The 22085-nt window shown below is 55.7% G+C and carries 15 protein-coding genes; 8 read left to right on the top strand and 7 right to left on the bottom strand.

Going from position 1 to position 22085, the window contains the following annotated elements; all coding sequences use genetic code 11:
* Positions 1 to 15: 15 nt before the first annotated feature.
* The 7 genes from recJ to LBQ97_07360 form a co-directional block, all read right to left on the bottom strand.
* A complete protein-coding gene (recJ, locus tag LBQ97_07330; protein MDR1832523.1) occupies positions 16 to 2454 on the bottom strand; it encodes a single-stranded-DNA-specific exonuclease RecJ in 2439 nt (812 codons plus the stop codon).
* Positions 2455 to 2492: 38 nt separating this feature from the next.
* A complete protein-coding gene (locus LBQ97_07335) occupies positions 2493 to 3356 on the bottom strand; it encodes an MBL fold metallo-hydrolase (GenBank protein ID MDR1832524.1) in 864 nt (287 codons plus the stop codon).
* Positions 3357 to 3516: 160 nt separating this feature from the next.
* Positions 3517 to 4383, bottom strand: coding sequence for a peptidylprolyl isomerase (locus tag LBQ97_07340; GenBank protein MDR1832525.1), 867 nt, complete (start codon positions 4381 to 4383; stop codon positions 3517 to 3519).
* A 119-nt stretch (positions 4384 to 4502) separates the two neighbouring features.
* Positions 4503 to 5561, bottom strand: a complete 1059-nt coding sequence (locus tag LBQ97_07345) for a DUF4325 domain-containing protein (GenBank protein MDR1832526.1) — start codon at positions 5559 to 5561, stop codon at positions 4503 to 4505.
* 86 nt (positions 5562 to 5647) lie between these two features.
* The gene (locus LBQ97_07350; protein ID MDR1832527.1) at positions 5648 to 6421 is read right to left on the bottom strand and encodes an ABC transporter permease; all 774 of its coding nucleotides are present in this window, start codon (positions 6419 to 6421) and stop codon (positions 5648 to 5650) included.
* Complete coding sequence (locus LBQ97_07355) at positions 6414 to 7205, bottom strand: ABC transporter permease (protein ID MDR1832528.1); 792 nt, start codon at positions 7203 to 7205, stop codon at positions 6414 to 6416. Before LBQ97_07355 ends, LBQ97_07350 begins: the two co-directional genes overlap by 8 nt.
* A gap of 58 nt (positions 7206 to 7263) precedes the next feature.
* Positions 7264 to 8391: an ABC transporter ATP-binding protein gene (locus LBQ97_07360; protein ID MDR1832529.1), complete on the bottom strand. Its 1128-nt coding sequence runs from the start codon at positions 8389 to 8391 to the stop codon at positions 7264 to 7266.
* 229 nt (positions 8392 to 8620) lie between these two features.
* Here LBQ97_07360 and LBQ97_07365 point away from each other — a divergent pair, with 229 nt between their 5' ends.
* From LBQ97_07365 to raiA, 8 genes are all read left to right on the top strand, one after another.
* Positions 8621 to 13768, top strand: a complete 5148-nt coding sequence (locus LBQ97_07365; GenBank protein ID MDR1832530.1) for an alpha-2-macroglobulin family protein — start codon at positions 8621 to 8623, stop codon at positions 13766 to 13768.
* Positions 13769 to 13884: 116 nt separating this feature from the next.
* Positions 13885 to 15234: an SPFH domain-containing protein gene (locus LBQ97_07370; protein MDR1832531.1), complete on the top strand. Its 1350-nt coding sequence runs from the start codon at positions 13885 to 13887 to the stop codon at positions 15232 to 15234.
* A 24-nt stretch (positions 15235 to 15258) separates the two neighbouring features.
* The gene (locus LBQ97_07375; GenBank protein ID MDR1832532.1) at positions 15259 to 16338 is read left to right on the top strand and encodes a hypothetical protein; all 1080 of its coding nucleotides are present in this window, start codon (positions 15259 to 15261) and stop codon (positions 16336 to 16338) included.
* A 12-nt stretch (positions 16339 to 16350) separates the two neighbouring features.
* Complete coding sequence (locus tag LBQ97_07380) at positions 16351 to 17136, top strand: TPM domain-containing protein (protein ID MDR1832533.1); 786 nt, start codon at positions 16351 to 16353, stop codon at positions 17134 to 17136.
* Between the two features lie 31 nt (positions 17137 to 17167).
* Positions 17168 to 19450, top strand: a complete 2283-nt coding sequence (pbpC, locus tag LBQ97_07385) for a penicillin-binding protein 1C (GenBank protein MDR1832534.1) — start codon at positions 17168 to 17170, stop codon at positions 19448 to 19450.
* Positions 19447 to 20613, top strand: coding sequence for an ABC transporter permease (locus LBQ97_07390; protein ID MDR1832535.1), 1167 nt, complete (start codon positions 19447 to 19449; stop codon positions 20611 to 20613). The genes pbpC and LBQ97_07390 overlap by 4 nt, the downstream gene beginning before the upstream one ends.
* Positions 20606 to 21289 carry an ABC transporter ATP-binding protein gene (locus tag LBQ97_07395; protein MDR1832536.1) on the top strand — a complete coding sequence of 228 codons (684 nt, stop codon included), beginning with the start codon at positions 20606 to 20608 and terminating at the stop codon, positions 21287 to 21289. Before LBQ97_07390 ends, LBQ97_07395 begins: the two co-directional genes overlap by 8 nt.
* A 147-nt stretch (positions 21290 to 21436) precedes the next feature.
* Positions 21437 to 22000 carry a ribosome-associated translation inhibitor RaiA gene (raiA, locus tag LBQ97_07400; protein ID MDR1832537.1) on the top strand — a complete coding sequence of 188 codons (564 nt, stop codon included), beginning with the start codon at positions 21437 to 21439 and terminating at the stop codon, positions 21998 to 22000.
* The last annotated feature ends 85 nt before the right edge of the window (positions 22001 to 22085 follow it).

The following is a 22085-nucleotide window of genomic DNA, read 5'->3' on the forward strand; positions in this document are numbered from 1 at the left end:
ATCATGGCAGGACGCTTATATTTCCTCCGCGAGGGAAGAAAAGCCGCCGCCCGGATCGCAAGTTTCGTCGCCGATGACCAAATGGCCGCCTGTCCCGGGGGATTCCCTCAAAACGCGCAACATGTCCCCATCGGGGTCGAGCCACAGGGTAAAATCCGCCTTTTCGGGGGGAGAGGCCGCCACGTGAAGCGCCGCCGCCACATCGGGGGAAACGGGTCCCTTCGTCACAAGGACGGCTGTTTTTCCGCTATTCTGAAAATAAAAGCCCAGGGTTTTGAGGATCGTCCGGATGCCCGCGCCTTGGCGTCTCTGCAGAAAGACGTTTTTCTTTTCGAAAAATACGGCACGGAACACGCTTTTCTGGATCGGATTGTATTCGGCTTCCCCGATCAGGAATTCCTTGATTTCCCGGAAGAGCTGCGCCTCTTTGAGGGCCAGGGACTCGAAGCGCCAGTCGGGCTCGATCAAGAGATGGATCCGGTAGTGCTCGGCCATGGTCGCGGTTTCTTTGTGGGAAACGAGAAAATTGCGGCGCTTGCGTTGCCTCAAGCTGGTCAGGATCCCCGCCGTGGCCGGATCCAGCATATCGACGATCATCTTGTTTTGCCGGACCGCGACGCCCTTTTCCGAAAATTCCAGCGACCAGTTGTCGGATCCCGTTTCTTTTTTCGTGTATACGACGGCCTCCATGGGAAAACGCTGGGTCTCCGGAGCGGCCGCTTCCGCGCGATCGCCGCTTTTTTCTTCCGAAAAACGCATATCTTCTATGTGGCATTTCACCTGAAAGCGCCCGAGCCATGTCTCCAACCGCAAGCGGAAGGCCGCGTCTACAAGGGCTTGGGGCTGTTTTTGCAATTCTTCGTAGCAGGCGGCGCTTTGAAACCAGACGCAATTTTTCGCTTCGTAACCGTCATTGAGCAAATCGGTCATCAGATGGTTTTTGTCCTTGCCGATGAGCCGCATCCGTTCCCGTTTGCAGCCCAACGCCGCGAATACCGGCGTAGGGTTCCCCTGCCCGTAGGGTTCGAGACGGCTCAGTTTTTGGTAAAAATCATAGTTCAGCTTGGAAAGGGGAAGGCGTCGCTCGATTTTGACCGGCTGCTTCAGGTCCTCATCGGTCAGCCGCTCTCCGGCGTAGGCGATCAATTTTTCCGTCAATTCCGGCAATTTTTCAAGGCTCACGGTAAATCCCGCCGCCATGGCGTGACCGCCGAATTTCTCGAAATATTCCCGGTGGGCGACGAGGGCCGCCGTAATGTCAAACCCTTCTATACTGCGGCAGGAAGCCGTGGCTATCCCCTCTTGGGGCTTGATCTCGTAGATGATCACGGGCCGATACCAGCGCTCGAGGACCTTGCTCGCCACGATGCCGATGACGCCGTGGTGGAAGCCCTCGCCGCCGGCGATCAGGATCTTGTGCCGGTCCGCTTTCTCCCGGGTGATTTTCGCGACGACAGTCCGGAAAATCTCCTCCTGGATCCGCTTGCGCTCTTTGTTGTTCTCGATCAACGAGGAAATGATGTCCATGAGTTTTTTCCGATCTTCGGAAATAAAGAGCTCCACGGCCTTTTTGGCGTCTTCGAGACGCCCGGCGGCGTTAAACAGGGGGCCGATCACAAAACCCACGTCAAAAGGCGTGTACGTTCTCGTTTCCCAGTCAGGCCACAACTGCGAGAGCAGCATTTTGAATCCCGCGGAGCGGCTTTGCGGGAGCTGCCGCAGGCCGGTTTTCGTGATGATCCGATTGTCTCCGGTCAGCGGCACGATGTCGGCCACGGTCCCCACGGCGGCCATATCGATATAATCGAGGGCCTCATCTTTGCGTCCCAGCGCCCCATAGAGCGCCCGGATCAGCGTAAAGGCCGTTCCCACGCCTGAAAGATAGGGATAGGGCCAGCGGTTTTCGGGACGCCGAGGGTTGATGACCGCATATGCCGGAGGGAGCTCCCCCGTGATCTCATGGTGGTCCGTCAGGATCATGTCCATGCCCAGTTCCCGGCAGCGTTGGGCCTCGTTGACCGAGGTAACGCCGCAATCCACGGTAATCACCAAATTTGCCCCGAGGGCCGCGATTTCTTCGATGGCCTGGGTATTGAGGCCGTAGCCCTCCTCCCGCAGCGGGATGTAATAACGGGGCGCGGCGCCCAGGCGGCGCAGGGCGAGAATCAGAAGAGACGTCGCCGTGATGCCGTCGACGTCGTAATCGCCGTAAATCCAGATGTTCTCGTTCTTTTCAAGGGCCTGGCGCAGGCGCGTCACGGCCTTTTCCATGTCTTCGAAAAGAAGCGGGTCCGGCAGGTCGGCGGCCGTCCCTTCAAGGAAACGAGCGACATCTTCTGTCCTTCGTATATTCCGGTGGTAGAGTATTGCGGCCACATCGGGGTCCAGGTCCCCGTATACGGCGGGATCCAGATCCTCAACGGGCGGATTGATGATCCATTTGGTATTTTTCATTGCTGTTTTCCTTTATGCGCGAAATGGGTTTTATTTCTTTATTCCTCCGGGGCGAAGCGATACAGGCCCACGTCTCCCTTTTCCACATAACCCACGCCCGCGTAGGGAATGTGCATGCCGGCGATCCGATAGTTCTTTTCGGCGGCAAGGTCGAGAATTCGTTTTCTTGAGACTGCGGCCTCCGCGGGATCGAGGTCGTAGCGGACTGAGAGCGCCGGATCCGCGAATTGGACGGGCGTCACATGGACGATGTCCCCGACGATGAGAACCTGATCCTGGATTTCGGGCCCGAATTTCAGCAGAAATACCGTGTGACCCGGCGTATGGCCCTTGGCCTCCATAGTCGTCACGTAGCCCGTAATGCCTTGATCCCAGGCAAAGGTCTCAAGACGACTGTCATAGGCGGCCTTGACGGCTTTGGCGAGGTCGGCGTTGCCCTTGTTGGCGGGTTCGTCGGACAGCCAGAACGCCAGCTCCTTTTCATGGACATAGAGCATGGCTTTTTCAAAATACGCTTTCCCGTCGGCGGTCAAAAGCCCCCCGATGTGGTCGCCGTGCATGTGGGTGAGAAAAATCCGGCGCACGAGTTTCGGGTCTATGCCCGCCATTTTCAGGGACTCATGCAGGGAACCGTTGGCGCCCAGACCCGCGTCGAAAAGCATAGTCCCCTGCGGCGTCTTGATGGCGAAGCCGTTGATGGCGCCGGGCGTTTCGTCTCCGGGCAGGATTTTCTTGACGATTTCGGCGTCAGGGTTCAGCAGTACGCTTTTCGCCTGAGTCCTTTTGGCGTCGGAAAGGCTGATCAATTCAGAATTACCGATGGTCCGGGACTTGAAGTCCCCCGCAAGCGCGGACGCGGCGGATGCCAGAAATACCAAACCAACTGCGAGTGCTTTTTTCATAATTCCCCCTTGGGTCATATAAGTTTATCGTTTATTTCATCAGGATAATCTTACTTCATTATACAAGAATTTTTACCGCGAAGCAAGCACTTTCGCAGAGATTCCCCGGGGAATTCAAAAACCGGCGCGATTGCTCACGCCGGCCTCAAATTTTCGAAATTTATTGCTGCCCTTTGACGCCCGCCGCCCGGGTCTTCAGATCCTCGAGATCCGATTTCAGCGCGTCGACCTTTTCCTGTTCCTTCGTCGCGGCCTGGGCCTTTTTGTCATCGCCCGAGAACTTGTTCTCAACTTTTTTCAGGGTCTTGGCGATAAAGGGTTCCTTTTCCTGCTTCTTGGGCCGCGCGGCGTAAATGGCCTTGAGCTCGGCCTGATAGGCGGCCTGGGCCGAGGGCGAAGCCGGTTTCACGGCATATTTGCGCAGATTGGGGAAATTCTTGTCCAGCGTCTTGTTCCATTCGTCGACTTTGGCCTTGTGCAGGGACAGATAGCCGTCGGCGTTGGAGCTGAAGCGGATTTCCTTGATGATGTCGCCGTATTCGAGCTTGCGGATGATCTCGCTGTCCTGCTCTCCTTCGGTCTCGCCGAATACCGTATGGCGGCCGTTGAGCCAGTCGGCGGGGGCGAGGGTCACGAAATACTGCGATCCGCCCGTATTGGGTCCCGCGTTTGCCATGGCCAGCATACCGGGCTGGAAGAAATCAAGCCAGTTCACGATCTCGTCGGGGATGCTGTAGCCGGGTCCGCCCTTTCCGGTGCCGGTGGGGTCTCCCGCCTGGAACACGAAGCCGTCAATGGCCCGGTGGATCCTGTTGTTGTTGTAAAACCCGCGTTTGGCCAGGTTGATGAAATTGGCCACCGTAATCGGCGCCGCTTCGGGATAGAGATAAAAACTTACCTCTCCCTGGGTTGTCACAAACGTACAGCGTATGTCGTTATAGCGGAGCGACTGCTTTTTCGGCTTGCCGAAGGCTACGGCGCCGAATACGAAGAGAAGCAGTATGGTCAATTTGAATATTCTTTTCATGTTTTTGGTCCTCCTGACAATCATGGTCTTGGTAAAGTGGAATCTCTTCCCTGTGCTCTACCCGAATTATATCATGTTTTTCCTTTTGACACAACTATAATTCTTGTCTTTTGGGGATTTTATTTCTGATTTGCCTCGCTCTCCTTTTTTGCCGCTCTCTTTGCTCTTTCTATCATAAAAAGAACATCTGCGTTCTGATTGATGCAATCCACCTTGATTTCAGGGTATTCTCTCCGGAAAATGCGAAAAACTTCATCCGCAAAGCCCTGCCCAATCATTTTTACGTCTTTAAAATCCAACACAACTTCCTGAAAGTCTTCAATTCTGCGTAAAATTCTCCTGGCTTGCGACCTTGCCATCAAGACGTCCTCATATTCCTGGGCAAGTCGGATGATGATTTCCGTTTTGCTAAAATCATAGCTTTCTTCGTCAGTGAATTTGTCAAAGATTTCTTTTATGGGAACAGTCGTGTTTTTCTTTATGGCAAAATAAATTACGCTGCCTTGCACGACTGAGTCAATCAAAGGGTATTCTTCGATTGCTCCAGAAGTTTCACTCAGAATGGCTTTTTCGGAACCGGAATAAATGATAAACAAATCGGATGCCTTGGAACTGAAAAAGATCCCCTCACCGGAATGCCTGTGAGGCGAAGAAGTCAGTTTACCTTTTTTTAGCTCAAATACCACCTCGCCTGCGTTGGCAAGACAATGATCTTTGATAATTTTGTTGAAAATACCGACCCCGTCATCTGCAATAAAAATATTGATACAAAAATAATCTTCGAAATAGCTTATGTCAAGACGGTTCCCGCCGGAATGCTCTATGGCGTTATTGACCATTTCAGAAAAAATGTATAAGATTTTTTGTTTGACTAAATCCGTTTGTTCTGACAGCAAGGGGAGGATCGCATTTTTATAGATGGCGTCTTCAGACAAGGCGTTCAGATTTTGATACGAAAAATGGACATTTTTGAGATCTTTCAGCGCATATTGCTTATTTGTTTTTTGCTTCCCGGCAATAATGAATCCATCGTTTTCCAATTCTATAAGATACGTTCGGATTGTCTGACGGCTGATGCCAAATTCCGCTTCAGCTTCAATATACGGCGAACGCTTGTGGTAGATTGCGCTCAGCAAAAATGCTTTGATTTCTGATTTCATTTTTCGTGATATGCTCATATTGGCCTCCTTTTCTGTATTTTAGCAGATCCAGGCGGTATTGTAAAGATAAAAATATTTATTTTTACTTGTTCCCCACGCCCCCCTCAATTGATAAAGTGCTTCTGCAGCTTTTTCGTCGAAAGGGTCAGGACCACGGAGATCCCGATCAGGAGCACCGACAGCGAATTGATGGCCGGATTGACGCCCAGGCGCACCATGGAAAATATCCTGAGCGGCAACGTCGACGAGCCCGGTCCCGAGACAAAAAATGTCGTCACAAAATCATCGAAGGAGAGCGTCACGGAAATGAGAAAACCCGACACGATCCCGGGTAGGAGCGCCGGAATCACCACTTTCCCAAGGGTCTGAAGCTCCGAAGCCCCGAGGTCGTAGGCGGCCTCGATAATCGAGTAATCGAATTCATCCATCCGCGACATAATCAAAAACAGCACATAGGGAATGTTGAAGGTCGTATGGGCAATGAAGATCGTCGTGAGCCCGAGGCTGAAACGGATCGTGGCGAACATGATCAAGAGCGAGACGCCAAGGATGATTTCCGGGATCATCAGCGGCACATAGGACATGACCCGGATCAGTTTTTTTCCTGGGAAATCGTGCCACTGGATGGCGATAGCCCCTAAAGTCCCGATGGTCGTCGAGATCAAAGCCGAGGTCGCCGCGATCACGACGCTCCAGCGAAAGGACGTCCAGATCTCGGCGGAATAGACAAAGAGCTCCCGGTACCATTTGAGGGAGAATCCGCTCCAGACCATGGCCCGGCCTTCATTGAAGGAATAGACCACGAGACAGACCAGCGGCAGATAGAAAAAGAGCATGGTCAGGATAAATAGGATTAAAGATGTCCGTCTTTTATTCATCGACCGTCGCCTCCGCCTCCGCCGCGCTCTTCCGCGAAATTCGCATAAAAAGATAGATCGTAATGCCCGTGACGACAATAAGGCCGCCGGAAATGACCGAGGCCAGGGGCCAGTTGCGGGTCGTCAGCAGATGCTGCGCGATGAGGTTCCCCAGCATGATGCTCTGCGTTCCTCCGACGAGCCTCGGGACCGCGTAGGATCCGAGACTGGGAATAAAAGTAAACAAGACGGCCGTAATGACGCCGGCCTTGATATTCGGCAAAAAAACCTTGAAAAAAGCCTGTCCGTTGGTCATGCCGAGATCCCGGGCCGCCTCGATCAACGTAAAGTCAAATTTTTCGATTACCGCGTAGAGCGGCAGGATCGCGAAGGGGAGGTCCGTATAAACGGATATCACAATGACGGCCGCCATGTTGTACAACAGTTGCAAGGGCTCTTTGATGAGCCCGCTTTTGAGGAGAAGACTGTTGACGAGGCCGTTATTCCCGAGGATGGCCACCCAGGAATAAATCCGGATCAAAAAATTTGTCCAGAAGGGAATGATAATGAGAAAAAGAAATTCCTGCTTGTGATTGCTCCGGGCGATGAAATAGGCCGAGGGAATCGCGAGAACCACGGTAAAAAACGTGATGAAAATGGAAATCAGAATCGTCCGGCCCAGCACAATCAAAAAAACGTGGTCCTTGAAGACCGAGAAGGCCTGCAGGGAAAATTCCAGCTCCACGCCGCCGTAGAGTCCCTTTTTCAAAAACGCGTACACCAGGACGACGGCCATGGGGATCATAAAAAAGATCACAAGCCAAACCGTCAGCGGCAGCGCGTAAAATATCCCGTATTTATCTTTATTCACGGCCCGTCACCTCCACAAGGAAGCCATCGTCGGCGTCCCAGTAGACCCAGGCTTCTTCGTCCCACCATACGACGTCTTCGTCTTCCTCGTCAAAATAAATGGCGTGCTGCTTGAAGATCTTGAAGGGCATTTCCTTGTCCCCTTCCATCCAGACGAAGTATTTGCTCTGAAAGCCTGAGTAAATGACCTCGTGGACGAAGGCCCGGGCCACGTTGAGGATCTTGTCGGTCTGCGGGGGACTCATCTTGGAAAGTTTCAATTTTTCAGGCCGGATCGACACCCGGACCCGATCCCCCACCCGGACGGGCTTGTCCATTTCTATGGTGATCTCGCCGAGGGTCTTGTTCTTGAGCCGGGCAAAGCGTTCGTCAATGAGGGACACAATTTCCCCCTCAAAGAAATTGTTCTCACCCAAAAAGTCCGCAACGAACGAATCCGAGGGCGCTTCATAGACTTCGGCAGGCGTCCCCACCTGGAGGACGTTTCCCTCGTTCATGACCGCGATCCGGTCGGAAATCGAAAGGGCCTCCTGCTGGTCGTGAGTGATGAAGATAAACGTGATCCCCACTTCGTCATGAATATTGTCGATTTCGATCAGGAGATTCTGCCTGAGCTTGGCGTCCAGGGCCGAGAGCGGCTCGTCCAGCAGCAGGACCCCGGGTTTGTTGATCAGGGCCCGGGCGATGGCGACCCGCTGTTGCTGCCCGCCAGAGAGCTGGTTGGGCTTTTTGTTCACATGCTCGTTGAGGCCGACGAGATCGATGTATTTTCTCACTTCCTCATCGATTTCCCTGCGGCCGAGCTTCTTGATCCGCAGGGCGAAAGCGATGTTTTCATAGACCGTCAGGTGTGGAAACAACGCGTATTTTTGAAAGATCGTATTGACATTGCGCCGGTTGGGCGGCAAACCCAGGATGTTTTCGTTCCCGAGGTAGATGGCCCCCGAGTCGGGCGTGATAAAACCGGCGATCATCCGCAAAAGCGTCGTCTTCCCACAGCCCGAAGGGCCCAAAATCGTAAAAAATTCCCCGTCCTCAATCGTCAGGTTGATGTCGTTCAAAACCTTTACCCCGTCAAAACTCTTGTTCACATGCTCGATTCTGATGTCGTTTTTTCCCAATTTATCCCCTTTACCTCCTCTGTTGCACGTTTCATAAGATGTGATACTGACTTATTATACCATATTTTCCCGTGTTTTTACAGGGAAAAGATGTTGAGACGGGATATTTCAAAAAAATCCGCTTTTGCCATTGAATAATCCCGGAAAATGTTGTATTATTGTAGCAGAAATTTGAAATCTTTTTTTGTTGTCCCTGTGATGAAGAGAAAAGTAAAAAACGGAGGTCCCTATGAAAAAGTATTTCCTGCTGTTGATGCTGATCCTGCTGCTGGCATGCGGAAAAAAAGAGCAGGCGCCCCAAAGCGATACGCCGCCGGCGACAGCCGCCGTACAGACCGTGACGTCCGAAGCCCCCAAGACCGAAGCCGCGACGACCGCCGATGAAAAGAAAGAAGAACCGAAAGCGGAAACGACGGCGGAAAAGCCTGCCGAGCCCCGGGTCTCGGAAGCGCCCGCCATTGCGGCAAATCAGGATAAACCGGCCGAAGCCGCGACGACCGCCGTTGCCGCCGAGCCCGCGCCCAGCCCCAAGGGCGAAGACACCACCCCGCGGGTGGCTTTTATCGGCGGAGACCGGTCCGGAGACGGGGCCTCCGTGGAGATTGTCCTCACGAAGCCTGTCAAAGACGGCTTTGACCCCTCCGCCTACGTCCGGGTCGTGGACGCCGTCGACGGGACCGCGCTTACGGTCAAGACCGCCGTCTTCAAGGATACGATCAAGCTCATGGGCGGTTTTGAAACGGACAGAGAATATACGGTCACGGTCCTTGCCGGAATTCCCGCGGCCGATGAGACGAAGCTGAGCGCGGACGTTACGGAAAACGTAAAATTTTCCGAACGGGAACCGCGGATCGCCTTTTTGAATGAAGGGATTCTGCTGCCCTCCACGGCGGACCGCTCGATTATCCTCCGGACCATGAACGTCACCAAGGTCGACGTCAAAGTCTGGAAAGTCTTTGAGAACAATTTTACGCAGTATCTGCACAATTTCCATTTCAAGAGCAACGGCATGAACGGCTACGGCAACAATCTGCTCGCGGATTACAACCTCGCGCAGGTGGCCGAGGAAATCGCCGTCAAGAGCTTTACGATCAACAATAACAAAAACAAGTGGGTGCAGAGCGCCCTTGATCTGCGCGGTATCATCGACGGCAAGGGACTGTATCTCTTGAGCGTCTCCTTTCCCCGGGACGGCGTCAGCTATGAGTTTCCCGAGGATTTGCCCGAATGGCGGCGGGACAGCTTCTTTTACCGGGGGGTCGTCAGCAAGGCCATTCTTTTGACCGACGTGGCCCTGATCGCGCAAAAGGACGGCGGCGGCAAAATTTTCGTGAGCGCCATGGACATCGTGAAAAACGAGCCCGCGCCGGGCGCCAAAATCAGTCTCGTCAGCGCCACGAACCAACTCCTGGGGGAAAAACTCTCCGACGGGGACGGCAACGTCGTCTTTACCGACAACACGAAAAACGCCTTCTATGTGGTCGCCGAATATGACGACAAAAAATCCCTGCTGAAGCTAAACGATCCGCTCTCCATGGACGGCTTCAAGGTCGGGGGCCAGACGGCGACCGAAGGACTCAAGGCCTTCGTCTATACGGAGCGGGGCGTTTACCGGCCCGGCGATCCCATTCACATCGGCATTGTCGCCCGGAATGAGAAAAGCGTTCTCCCCGACGACCATCCGGTCAAAGTGACGGTCTACACGCCCACAGGCGCCAAATATATCGAAGACGCCGTGATTCCCTCGGGCAAAAACGGCTTCTATACCTGGGAATTTTCGACGAAGACCTCGGACAATACGGGCATCTGGAAACTGGTCGCCACGATCGGCAGCCATACGGTCACCAAGGAAATCATGGTCGAGACCGTCGTGCCCAACAAAATCCAGAATACGCTGACGGCGCCTGAATCCATTACCGGCGACGCGAAGCTCCTCGACTGGAGCATAGATTCCAAATACCTCTTCGGCTCTCCCGCGGCGGGACTTGTCGCCGAAGGAGACATCATCATCACCGAAGCGCCGGCGGATTTTGAAAACTATAAAAACTACGCCTTTTCCGCGCCGGGAACTTATTTTTACGCCACCTATGACAACTTTACGGGATTCCTTGACGAAAACGGACACGTCGATATTCAGACGAACCTCGAAAATATCCAGTACCGCTCCCTCAACGTCCACGTACAGCTGGTGGCGCGGGTTCTGGAAGAAAGCGGACGGCCCGTCCGGACGCAAAAAGTCGTCCTGGTGAAAAAATTTGACTCCTATGTGGGCATAGAGCGGAACAACCGCTATCTGGGCAATAACGCCCCCGTCAACATCAAAGTCATCACGCCTGCGACCGACGGGGAAAAACTCGTCGCGGGCCGCAATTTAGAATATCGCGTTTACTACAACCGCTATTCCTGGTGGTGGGATTACAGCAACTTTGACGACTTCATCCGGAGCATCAAGGACGACAAGGAGACGGAACTCGTGGAGACAAAGGACTTCACCTCCACGGAAGATCCCTACGTGATCGGCTTCGTTCCCGAATATGAAGGCGAATACTATGTGGAAGTCACGGATCTCGATTCCAATCAGGTCACAGGGACGTCCTTCTACGCCTCCGACTGGACGGATCCCGCCAACGTCGTCAAGCTGGACGGGCTCCGGATCTCGACGGACAAGGCCAAATACCGCTCCGGGGAAAAGGCCGTCGTGACCTTCGAGGGGACAAAGGGCGCGAAGGCCCTCGTCGCCATTGAACAAAACGGAAAGATCGTCAAGCGCTTCCTCAAATCCATCGGCGAGGGCGCGGTCAAAGAAGAGATCGACCTCGAAAAATCCATGGCCCCCAATATCTATGTACATGTGTCCCTCCTGCAGGATTACGCGCGGAAAAACGACCGCTCCCTGCGGCTCTACGGGACAGTCCCGGTCCTCATCGAGGATGAGGACACAAAGCTCAACCTCTCCCTTGAGGCCCCCGATTCCGTGCGGCCCAACGAGACCTTTACCGTAAAAATCACCAACGACAAAAACAAAAAAGCCGAATACACCGTCGCCGTGGTGGACGAAGGGCTTCTGGATCTGACGGCTTTCCAGACCCCGGATCCCTGGACCTTCTTCTATCAGAAAACAGCGTCTCTGCTGCGCCAATACGACAACTACGGCAGCATCATGGACAGACCCTGGGGCGACATTCACCAGATCCTCAAGGTGGGCGGCGAAGTCATGGCCATGGCGGAAGCTTCAAGGGCGCGAAAGGCGGACCTCGGCTTTGAGGATGAAAACCGCTTCAAGCCCGTAGCCCTGTGGCAGGGCGTCCTTAGTACAAATGAAAAGGGCGAGGGTGAGGTCGCCTTCACGATGCCAAACTACATGGGCTCCGTCCGGATCATGGTCGTCGCGGCCCAGGGGGCTTCCTACGGCAGCGCCGAAAAGACCATGACCGTCAAGGCCCCCGTGGTCGTGCTGGAATCTCTCCCGCGGACGCTCAAGGTCGGCGACGAATTTATCTTCCCGGTCAAGGTCTTCGCCCTCGAGGAGAATATCGGCGACATCGAAGTTTATTATTCCTTTAACGGCAAGCGCCAGAGCCAGACCGTCAATCTCGAAAAGGGCAAAGACACGACGGTATTCTTCCGGGAGAAAATCGATCCCCGGGCGGGCCTGAATCAGGTCGCCATCGGCGTCAAAAGCGCCGCCTATGACCACGAGGAGACCGTGGGCATGGCCGTCAACTCCAACGCGCTTCCGATCTATGAGAGTCAATATGTGGTGACGACGGACAACACTCCGGCCGCTTTCAGCCAGAAACACGACTATGTGGGCAATACGGTCGCGAGCTACGTGACGATCTCCAATACGCCGATCCTCGGCATCGATCAGCGGCTCCGCTGGCTGATCCAGTATCCCTACGGCTGCGTGGAACAGACGACGTCCGCCGCCATGCCGCAGCTTTTCATTGACCGGCTCATGACCCCGGGCGCCTGGGACAAAAAAGAGGTCCTCAAAAACATCAACGCGGGCGTCAACCGGCTCTGCACGCAGTTCCAGCGCTCTGACGGCGGCTTTTCCTACTGGCCCGGCGAAAGTTCCGTCGACGACTGGGGAACGGCCTGGGCGGCCACGTTCCTGATCAACGCGCGGAAAATGGGTTATTATGTGCCCGAAAATTCCTGGAACCGGCTGATCAAATACCTGACGCGGCAAGTCCGCGAGCGGAAAGGCGGCCGTTACGCCTCCACAGACAGAACTTCGGCAAATTACTATTTGCAGACGCGGACCTTTACGCTCTATCTGCTGGCGCTGGCAGGAAATCCGCTCCTCAGTGAAATGAACTACACCTGGGCCAATGAAACGGCTGATTTGAGCCCATTCGCCAAGCTCTATCTCGCCGCGGCCTACAAGCTCGCCGGCGAAGACAATACGGCAAAGGAAATCTTCGCCAAATCCGAAATCAAAGAGACGCTGGCCAAAACGGACCGATCGACGGACCATTACCGCTACACCTACGGCTCCAACCTCTGCGACATGGGCGTTTATCTCCATCTCTACCACACGATACACGGCGAGGTGGATCAGAATATGCTCGATGACGTCTTGGGCTTACTGAGATCAGGCGCCTGGTACAACACCCAGGGCACGGCCTGGGCGCTTTTGGCCCTGTCCGACATCACCGCCAACAACAGCGACAAAGCCCTCAAGGGCACGATCACCATGGACGGCGTCGCGACTTCCTACGAAGGGAACGGACAGACCCGGGTCACGATCCCCGAAACGATCCGGGAGATCGTCGTGACCCCCGAAGCCCGAGGCAACAGTTTCATCAGCTACTACTGGGAAGGGACGCCCCTCAACGAGGAGACCGCCAACATCGTCAAGGGCTTTACGCTGGAGCGTAAGTACTACGACAAAGACGGAAATCCTTTCAATCCGCGGGAAGCGGAGTCCGGAAAAACCTTCTGGCTCGAGATCCTCGTCAACAGCGACAGCAACAACCGCTATCTCGTCGTGGACAACGTGGCCCTGACACAGATCCTGCCCACGGGCTGGGAGATCGAAAACACGCGACTGACCGGGGAGCCATACCCCGAGTGGATCCGAAACAAATTGAGCGGCGTCGAAGACTACGCGCGCTATACGGATATCCGCGACGACAGGATCATCTGGTTCTTCGACTATGATACCTATCGCTACGGCAACAACGGCGTCTACCGCTTCTTCGTCAAGATCAACGCCGTGACCCGGGGCGTCTTCGACTTCCCCGGCACAAAACTGGAAGCCATGTATGACAACAACTACCGCTCCTACCTCAACGGCTACCCCGTCCGGGTCGTAGACAAAAACATCCCCTTGGATGAAAAAAATCCGGACAGCAACACACCACTATGAATACAGGATAAACAACGATTACAGGAGTTGAAAACGTGATTGACAATGAAACCCTGATTTGATGAATCATGGTTTCACGTCAATCACATAAATCATAGTCACAGGAGGAATATCGCATGGGATTAATCAGAGCGGCAATAGGGGCAGCCGGCGGCACGCTGGCCGATCAGTGGAAAGAGTTTTTCTACTGTGAATCCATCAGCAAGGATGTCCTTGTCACAAAAGGGGTAAAGCGGATCAGCGGGCGTTCGTCCAACACAAAGGGCAACGACAACATCATTTCCAGCGGCAGCGGCATCGCCGTGGCCGACGGGCAGTGCATGATCATCGTCGAGCAGGGAAAAGTCGTCGAAGTCTGCGCGGAGCCCGGGGAATTCACGTTCAACGCGTCTACGGAACCCAGCATCTTCGCGGGCGGTCTCAACATGACCAGCATCAAAAACACCTTCGCTACCATCGGGAAGCGCTTCGCCTACGGCGGAGACCCCGGCAAGGATCAACGGGTGTACTATTTCAACACGAAAGAAATCCTCGACAACAAATTCGGGACCGCGACGCCGATCCCCTTCCGGGTCGTGGACGCCAAGATCGGTCTCGACATCGACGTCTCCGTCCGCTGTAACGGCATATTCACATTCAAAATCGTGGATCCGCTGCTGTTTTACACCAACGTCAGCGGAAATGTGCAAAATGAGTACGTGAAAGAAGAGATTGCCGACACGCTGAAATCCGATATTCTGACGTATCTGGCGCCGGCGTTTTCCGCCATTTCCGATATGGGCATCCGGCCGAACCAACTGGCCGCTCAAAATATCGCGATCCGCGACGTTCTGAAGCAGCAGCTCTCCCCCGAATGGGCGGACCGGCGGGGTCTGGAAATCGTCAACATTTCCTTCAACTCCGTGACGATCCCCAAAGAAGACGAAGAGCTGATCAAACAGGCCCAGCGGGCGGCCATGCTCCAGAATCCCAACTACGCGGCGGCAACGATCGCCGCGGCTCAGAGCGACGCCATGCGGGCGGCCGCGTCCAATCCCAACGGGTCCATGGGGGCCTTTGTGGGCATGGGCATGGCCCAGGGCGTGGGCGGTATGAACGCCGGAGAATTATTTAAAATGGGCGCGGCGCAAAACGCGGCGTCTCAAGGCGGCGCGGGGGCGCAAGGGTCGGCGGCCGCAACCGCCGGATGGACCTGTCCCGCCTGCGGCGCCACGGGCAATACCGGAAAATTCTGCATGAATTGCGGAAAGCCCAAACCGGCCCCCGCCGAAGGCTGGGCCTGTCCCAAGTGCGGAACCGTCAACGAAGGCAATTTCTGCGTCAATTGCGGCGAAAAGCGGCCCGCCGGCGCGCCTTTGTACAAGTGCGACAAATGCGGCTGGACGCCCCCCGATCCCAAGAACCCGCCCAAATTCTGCCCCGAATGCGGAGATGTGTTCGACGACAGCGACAAGACAAACGGTTAAGAATCCCGATACAGAGGTGATGTCATGGGCTCTTTGATGGAATTCAAATGCCCGAACTGCGACGCGTCCATTCATTTCGACAGCGGCGCGCAGAAAATGAAATGCCCCTACTGCGGGACGGAACTCGATATCGCTTCGCTCAAAGCCCTGGACGACGTGCTGAAACAGGAAAAGCCCGGGGAGGAAAACTGGGAGAAGGAAGCGGGTTCCGACTGGCAGCCCGGGGAAAAGGAAGGGATGGTTGTCTATTCCTGCAAGTCCTGCGGCGGGGAAATCCTCGTCGACAAAAACACGGCGGCCACGTCCTGCCCATTCTGCGGCAACACGGTCATCATGCCGCGGGAACTGGCGGGAGAATTGCGCCCCGACTGGGTCATTCCCTTCAAGTACGACAAAAACGGCGCCAAGGAGGCCCTGCGTCGGCATATGGCGGGGAAAAAGCTTCTCCCCAAGGTCTTCAAGGACGAGAACCACATCGACGAGATCAAGGGGATCTATGTGCCCTTCTGGCTCTTCGACTGCACGGCCGACGCCCATATCCGCTATCAGGGCGTGACCTATAAGCGCTACGCCTCCGGCGGGTACAATGTTACGGAACGGCAGGTCTACGCCATCACCCGGGAGGGAACCCTCGATTTTCAAAACGTCCCCGTGGACGGGTCCAGTCAGATGCCCGACGAACTCATGGAATCCATCGAGCCCTTCGACTTCGGGGCCGCGGTGGACTTTCAGGCGGCCTATCTGGCGGGCTATCTCGCCAACCGCTATGACGAGGACGCCGAGACCGGCAAGGCCAAGGTCAACAAACGCATCGTGGCCAGTACGACCGCTTCCTTTGACGCGTCGGTCACGGGATTTGCCGAGGTCACGACGCAAAACCGGACCATCAACCTCATCCACGGCAGCGTCCGCTACGCGCTGCTGCCGGTCTGGATGCTCAACACGACCTGGCGGGGCCGGCGTTATACCTTCGTCATGAACGGTCAGAGCGGAAAATTCGCCGGAGATCTGCCGGTCGATACGGGCGCCTACTGGCGCTGGTTCGGAACGCTCTTCGGCGTCATTGCCGTCGCCGCCTTCGCGGCGGCGAAATTATTCCTGTAGGAGGCGGAGCAAATGCGAAAACTCAAGATGTGCAAAAAATGTCTTCTTCTCGCGCTGCTGACGCTGCTCTGGACGCTGTGTCTCACGGCCGCCTTACCCAAGGTCGTCGACGAGGCCGGTCTCCTGAGTTCGCAGGAAGAGCAGCAGCTGGCGCAAATGATAGACAAAGTGATAACAAAGTACAATAAATGTGATGTCGTCGTGGTCACCGTCAACAATCTGGGCGGCAAGTCGGCCATGGCCTTTGCCGACGACTGGTTTGACTACAAGGGCTACGGCGTGGGGCCGGACAAAAGCGGCGTCCTTTTCCTCGTCAGCATGGCTGAAAGAGAGTTCTGGATGTCCACGACGGGCTACGGCATCAAGGCCTTCACGGATTGGGGCATCGATCAGATCACGGAAAAAATGGTCCCCGACCTCAGCAAGGGCAACTATTATCGGGCCTTTTCGACCTACGTCTCCGAGTGCGACCGCTATCTCGCGGCGGCGGCCAAAGGAAAGCCCGTCGACAAGGACAACACGTTTATGGCCGGAATCATTTCCCTCGTGGCGGGCCTTCTGGGCGCCTTCGGCGGAACGGCGGGCATGAAGAGCCAGCTCAGGTCCATCAAACGGCAAGGCGCCGCCGCCAACTATGTCCAAACCGACAGCCTGAACTTCGCGGCCAAAGACGCCATTTACCTCTTCAGCAACATCACCCGTACGCCGATCCCCAAAGCAAGCAGCGGAGGCGGAGGCAGCAGCGTCCACACGGGCTCGTCGGGAACGTCCCACGGCGGGCGCGGCGGACGGTTCTGAGAAATTCATGAAACGCAAAATAAAACTTGTTTTGTATACAATTACGACCGGCGCCCTTTTGGCGACCTGTCTCGCGGGATACGCGGTCTTCCGGATCTATACCGGCTACGACGCGGCGGCGCTCCTCGACAGGGTAGAGGCGTCCTACGGCGCGGCGCTCCTGGACCGGGACGACCGCATTCTCTCCGTCGCCCTCGGCGCCGACGAACAGTGGCGCGTCAAGAGCGAAGACCCCGTCCCCGAAAACCTGAAGACGGCCGTTTTGACCTACGAGGACAAAAATTTTTACAAACATCCGGGCATAGACGTCGCGGCCCTGCTCCGGGCCTTCAAAAACAACGTCGCGGGCAGAAGAAAAAGCGGGGCCAGCACGATCACCATGCAGGTCGCCAAGGTGCTCTCGCCCGGGAAACGGACCTACCGCAACAAAATCCGGGAAATGATCGCGGCCCTGAAGCTGGAACGAAGCCTCTCCAAGGACGAAATCCTCGCCCTCTGGCTGAATAACGCCCCCTACGGCGGAAACATCACGGGCTACGCCACGGCGTCCCGCCTGTATTTTGAAAAAAGCCCGGCGGAACTCTCCTGGGGGGAAGCGGCCCTTCTGGCGGTACTGCCCAATTCCCCGGGACTCATCAATGTGGAGAAAAACCGGGACAGACTCCTCGCCAAGAGAAACGCCCTGTTGTTGCGACTTTCGGAAAAGGGAGCGCTGCCCCGGGACCAGTACGCGCTGGCCGTCCGGGAACCGCTGCCCCGACAGATCCACCCTTTTCCCCGCCACGCGCCCCATCTCTTGCGGAGGCTTTCGGGGGAAAGCCGGGAAAAACTCCTTCGCAGTACCATCGACGGCGAACTCCAGCAAAACGTCGAGGCGGTCTGCAAGACCTACGCGGCCTTCATCAGAAATGAAGGCGTTGAAAACGTGGCGGTTCTCGTCGTAGAAAACGCGACCCGGGCCGTCCGGGCCTACGCGGGATCTCAGGACTTTCTGGATTTCGACGCTCTGGGTCAAGTGGACGGCGTCACGGCCAGACGTTCGCCTGGCTCGGTCCTGAAGCCTTTTTTATTCGCCCTCGCCATCGACGCGGGCCTGGTCGCGCCCCAATCCCTGGTCCCCGACGTGCCCCTTTATTTTTCGGGCTTCCGGCCGCAAAACGCCAACAAACTCTATAACGGCATGGTGGAAATGCGCCTTGCCCTGATCCGTTCGCTGAACATCCCCTTTGTCCATCTGCTCGAAGAATACGGATACGAGCGTTTTTATTATTTTTTGAAAAACGTGCTGGGCTTTGCCGAAAGCGACCCCGACCGCTACGGCCTGTCGCTGATCCTGGGGACAAAGGAAATCTCCATGGAAGACATGGCCGTCCTCTACTCGGGACTGGCGGACCGGGGAAAGTTCAAAAACCTGCGGTATTTGCGGAACGACGGGAATAAACCGGTCGATCCCGGCAGGCAGCTGATCACGCCGGGGGCCTGCTGGCTCACGCTGCAGACCATGAAGGCCCTCGTGCGGCCCGGTTTTGAGAATTACTACCGTTGGAAAAACCCCATTTCCTGGAAGACCGGCACGAGCTACGGCAGGCGGGACGGCTGGGCCTGCGGCGTTACGCCCGAATACACGATTATCTGCTGGGCCGGAAATTTTAGCGGAAAAAGCAGCCCCGACCTCACGGGCGTCGTCTCGGGGGGGCGACTGCTCTTCAATATTTTCAGTGAGCTGAACCTCAATTACCGCGAGTTTCCGCGGCCGCCGGACCTCGTCGCCATAACGGTCGACGCCCGCACCGGCTACCGGCCGCCCTGGCCCGGGCTTCCCGCAAAGGAGATCCTCTGGCCCCAAGGGGCCCGGGCCCTCAAGGTCTCGCCCTATTATCGCAAAATTTACGTCAACGCCCAGGGAGAGGAAATCGACTCCCGGGATCCGGAATTTACCGAGCGCCAGGAGAAAATCATCTTGAATTACCCCCTTGAGGTCGTCAACTACCTGATCCGGGAAAATATCACGGCGAGCGGCCTCCAAGATCCGGGCGCAAAAAGCGTCGACAGTCTCCGTATCCTCTATCCCGCCGAGGGAGCGACGATTCTCCTCCCGAGGGACTTTGACGGGGACAGGGAGCTCATCGTGAAAATCGCCAATATCAGAGATCAGGACGTCTACTGGTATCTTGACAATACTTTTCTCGGCGTCGACAGAGCCTATGAAAAACAATTGAGCGTCCCCAACGGCGACCATACGCTGACCGTCATGGGGGAAAACGGGGAAATCCGCAAGGTGAGATTTACCGTAAAAAGAACGGGGGACAGATGAAAACCGAATGCTACATCGCGAAAAAATATATCACGGAACGCAAGCGCCAGAGTCTGATTTCCGTCGTCGGCATCGCGCTGGGGGTAGCGGTTTTGACCGTTTCCATCGCCATCGCCAACGGCCTCAACGACAACCTGATCACGAATATCCTCTCGGTCACGAGCCACGCCTTTATCGGAAATTACGGCAGGATCGAGGATTACCGCGAGCTTGCGGCGACTATTGAGCAAATCCCCGGCGTCAAGGGGGCCGTTCCCGCCATCGAAACCCAGGGCATCGTCAAACATACGGGGCCCTACGGCCTCTACGCGGCGGGGGTCCGGATTGAGGGCTATGATCTCGGGTCCGCCGAAAAGGCCATGGACCTCAAAAAACGCATCGTCGAGGGAGAAATCCTCCCCGACAAAATCGACGGGATTCTGCTGGGCCGGGAATTGCAGAAAATCACCGGCGCAAAAACCGGCGACACGGTCACGATCATCTCTTCGGAAAACCGCGAGATCGATTTTACGCTTACCGGCATTTTCCAGAGCGGTTATTACGACTATGACGTCAACATGGTGATCCTGCCGCTCACCGCCGCCCAGTACCTCATGCAAAGCGGCGACTGCACGAACCGGATCAACATCATGCTCAAAGATCCCTACAAAGCGCCGGCAATCGCGGCGGAGGTGGCAGAGGCCACCGGAAAGAAAGTCGTGACCTGGGGGGAAGTCAACCGGAACCTCCTGCAGGCCCTGTCTCTGGAAAAAACCGTCATGATCCTCGTCTTTTCGCTGATCGTGGTGATCGCGGGCTTCGTGGTCTGGGTGACTTTGAATAACCTCGTGCGGGAAAAGATCAGGGACATCGGAATCCTCAGGGCCATGGGCTATCCGAGGGGAAGCGTCACAAAAATCTTCCTCCTGCAGGGGCTGATCTTAGGGATCGCCGGAATTGCAGCGGGTCTCGGGGTTTCCTGGGCCGTGCTCTCCTGGCTCAAACACAACAGTCTCTCCTTTGTGACCTCGGTCTATTACCTGACCAGAGTGCCCGTCGTGATTTCCGCCCGGGAAGTGCTTCTGATCGCCGCGGCAAATCTCGTCGTGATCCTTTTTTCGAGCGTCCTTCCCGCCCGGCGGGCCGGAAAGCTCAACACGGTGGAGGCGCTGCGCTATGAGTGAAATTTTGCGACTTGAACATATCCGAAAGGACTACCGGACAAAGACCGACCGCTTGCAGATCCTGCGGGATCTGGACCTCAGTGTGGAAAAGGGGGAATGCGTCGCCGTCCTTGGCCGCTCGGGCTCCGGCAAATCAACGCTTTTGAACGTCATGGGGCTTCTGGACCGGGCCGACGCCGGAAAAATCACCTTAAACGGTAAAGAAATCAGCCGCATGAAAGAAGCGGAAATCGACCGGCTCAAAAACCGCTTTATCGGCTTTGTCTTCCAGTTTCACTATCTGCTGCCGGAGTTTACGGCGCTGGAAAACGTCATGCTGCCGGCTCTCGCGGCCGGAAACGAATCCAAATCCGCAATCGCCGCCCGCGCCGGGGAGATCCTCGCCCGGATGGGGCTGGGGGAGCGCCTCCGGCACAAGCCCGCGCAGCTCTCGGGCGGGGAAAAGCAACGAGTCGCCATCGCCCGGGCCCTCATCAACAACCCGGACCTGATCCTGGCCGACGAACCCACCGGCAACCTCGACGAAGAGACCAGCGAGGGGATTTTTCACCTCTTCCGGGACATCAACCGGGAACTGGGCCGGACGCTTGTGATCGTGACCCATTCGCGGGATCTGGCCGCCCTCGCCGACAGACGCTTCAATCTCCGGAAAGGGCTGCTCGAACCCGAGCCCTGAGGCCGGAATTCGGCCATTTCGGGAATGCGCGGGTTTTTTCGTATCATTCCTATTGCTTTTTCCGATTTTTGGTGTATAATTATACTAAGCGGTACGATGTCTTGCATGGGTGAGACGGCGTATCCAACCAAAAAAAGGGGTGATGGTATGAAATTATCCATTTACGGCAAAGGACTCACGGTTACGGAAGCAATCAAAAAGTACGTGGAGACAAAAATCGGAAGGGTGGAAAAATTCCATGACGGCGTCATTTCCCTCGATGTGTACCTGAGCGCGAAAAAAGTCAAAACAGGGGATTATGTCAAGGTGGACGCCCTCGCTTACCTCGAGGGGACCACGGTCAAGTGCACGAAGGAAGACAACGACCTCTACGCGGCCATTGACGTGATCTCCGACATGTTGGAACGTCAGCTCCGGAAAAAGAAAGAAAAATCCCTCAAGGCCAATCACAACAAGGAAAAACTCACCAAACATCTGCATTATTACACGATCGCGCAGCAGTCGTCCGATGAGCGCGAGGAGATCCACGGGCCCGATGAGAAAAACGTCGTCAGCGTCCTGCTGCCGCCGAAGCCCATGGCCGTAAACGAGGCCATTTTGCAACTTGACGCGCTGGATCGCGTGTTTTACGCCTTCGTCAACGTCCGCACGGGCCGCATGAATGTCGTTTACAAGCGGAAAGACGGCGATTACGGTTATATTGAATCCTAAGAGCAATCCGGATACAGATTCCGCGGTCGGGTTTCAAGCCCGACCGCTTCTCACGTAAATCCGGCCGCCACAGGGGGGAGTCCCG

Source organism: Fusobacteriaceae bacterium, from assembly GCA_031272775.1.
Taxonomy (GTDB): domain Bacteria; phylum Fusobacteriota; class Fusobacteriia; order Fusobacteriales; family Fusobacteriaceae; genus JAISST01.

Coding starts and splice junctions, on each gene's coding strand:
- recJ (MDR1832523.1), bottom strand. CDS start 2,454: ATGAAAAATACCAAATGGATCATCAATCCGCCCGTTGAGGATCTGGAT.
- LBQ97_07335 (MDR1832524.1), bottom strand. CDS start 3,356: ATGAAAAAAGCACTCGCAGTTGGTTTGGTATTTCTGGCATCCGCCGCG.
- LBQ97_07340 (MDR1832525.1), bottom strand. CDS start 4,383: ATGAAAAGAATATTCAAATTGACCATACTGCTTCTCTTCGTATTCGGC.
- LBQ97_07345 (MDR1832526.1), bottom strand. CDS start 5,561: ATGAGCATATCACGAAAAATGAAATCAGAAATCAAAGCATTTTTGCTG.
- LBQ97_07350 (MDR1832527.1), bottom strand. CDS start 6,421: ATGAATAAAAGACGGACATCTTTAATCCTATTTATCCTGACCATGCTC.
- LBQ97_07355 (MDR1832528.1), bottom strand. CDS start 7,205: ATGATCCCCATGGCCGTCGTCCTGGTGTACGCGTTTTTGAAAAAGGGA.
- LBQ97_07365 (MDR1832530.1), top strand. CDS start 8,621: ATGAAAAAGTATTTCCTGCTGTTGATGCTGATCCTGCTGCTGGCATGC.
- LBQ97_07370 (MDR1832531.1), top strand. CDS start 13,885: ATGGGATTAATCAGAGCGGCAATAGGGGCAGCCGGCGGCACGCTGGCC.
- LBQ97_07375 (MDR1832532.1), top strand. CDS start 15,259: ATGGGCTCTTTGATGGAATTCAAATGCCCGAACTGCGACGCGTCCATT.
- LBQ97_07380 (MDR1832533.1), top strand. CDS start 16,351: ATGCGAAAACTCAAGATGTGCAAAAAATGTCTTCTTCTCGCGCTGCTG.
- LBQ97_07390 (MDR1832535.1), top strand. CDS start 19,447: ATGAAAACCGAATGCTACATCGCGAAAAAATATATCACGGAACGCAAG.
- LBQ97_07395 (MDR1832536.1), top strand. CDS start 20,606: ATGAGTGAAATTTTGCGACTTGAACATATCCGAAAGGACTACCGGACA.
- raiA (MDR1832537.1), top strand. CDS start 21,437: ATGAAATTATCCATTTACGGCAAAGGACTCACGGTTACGGAAGCAATC.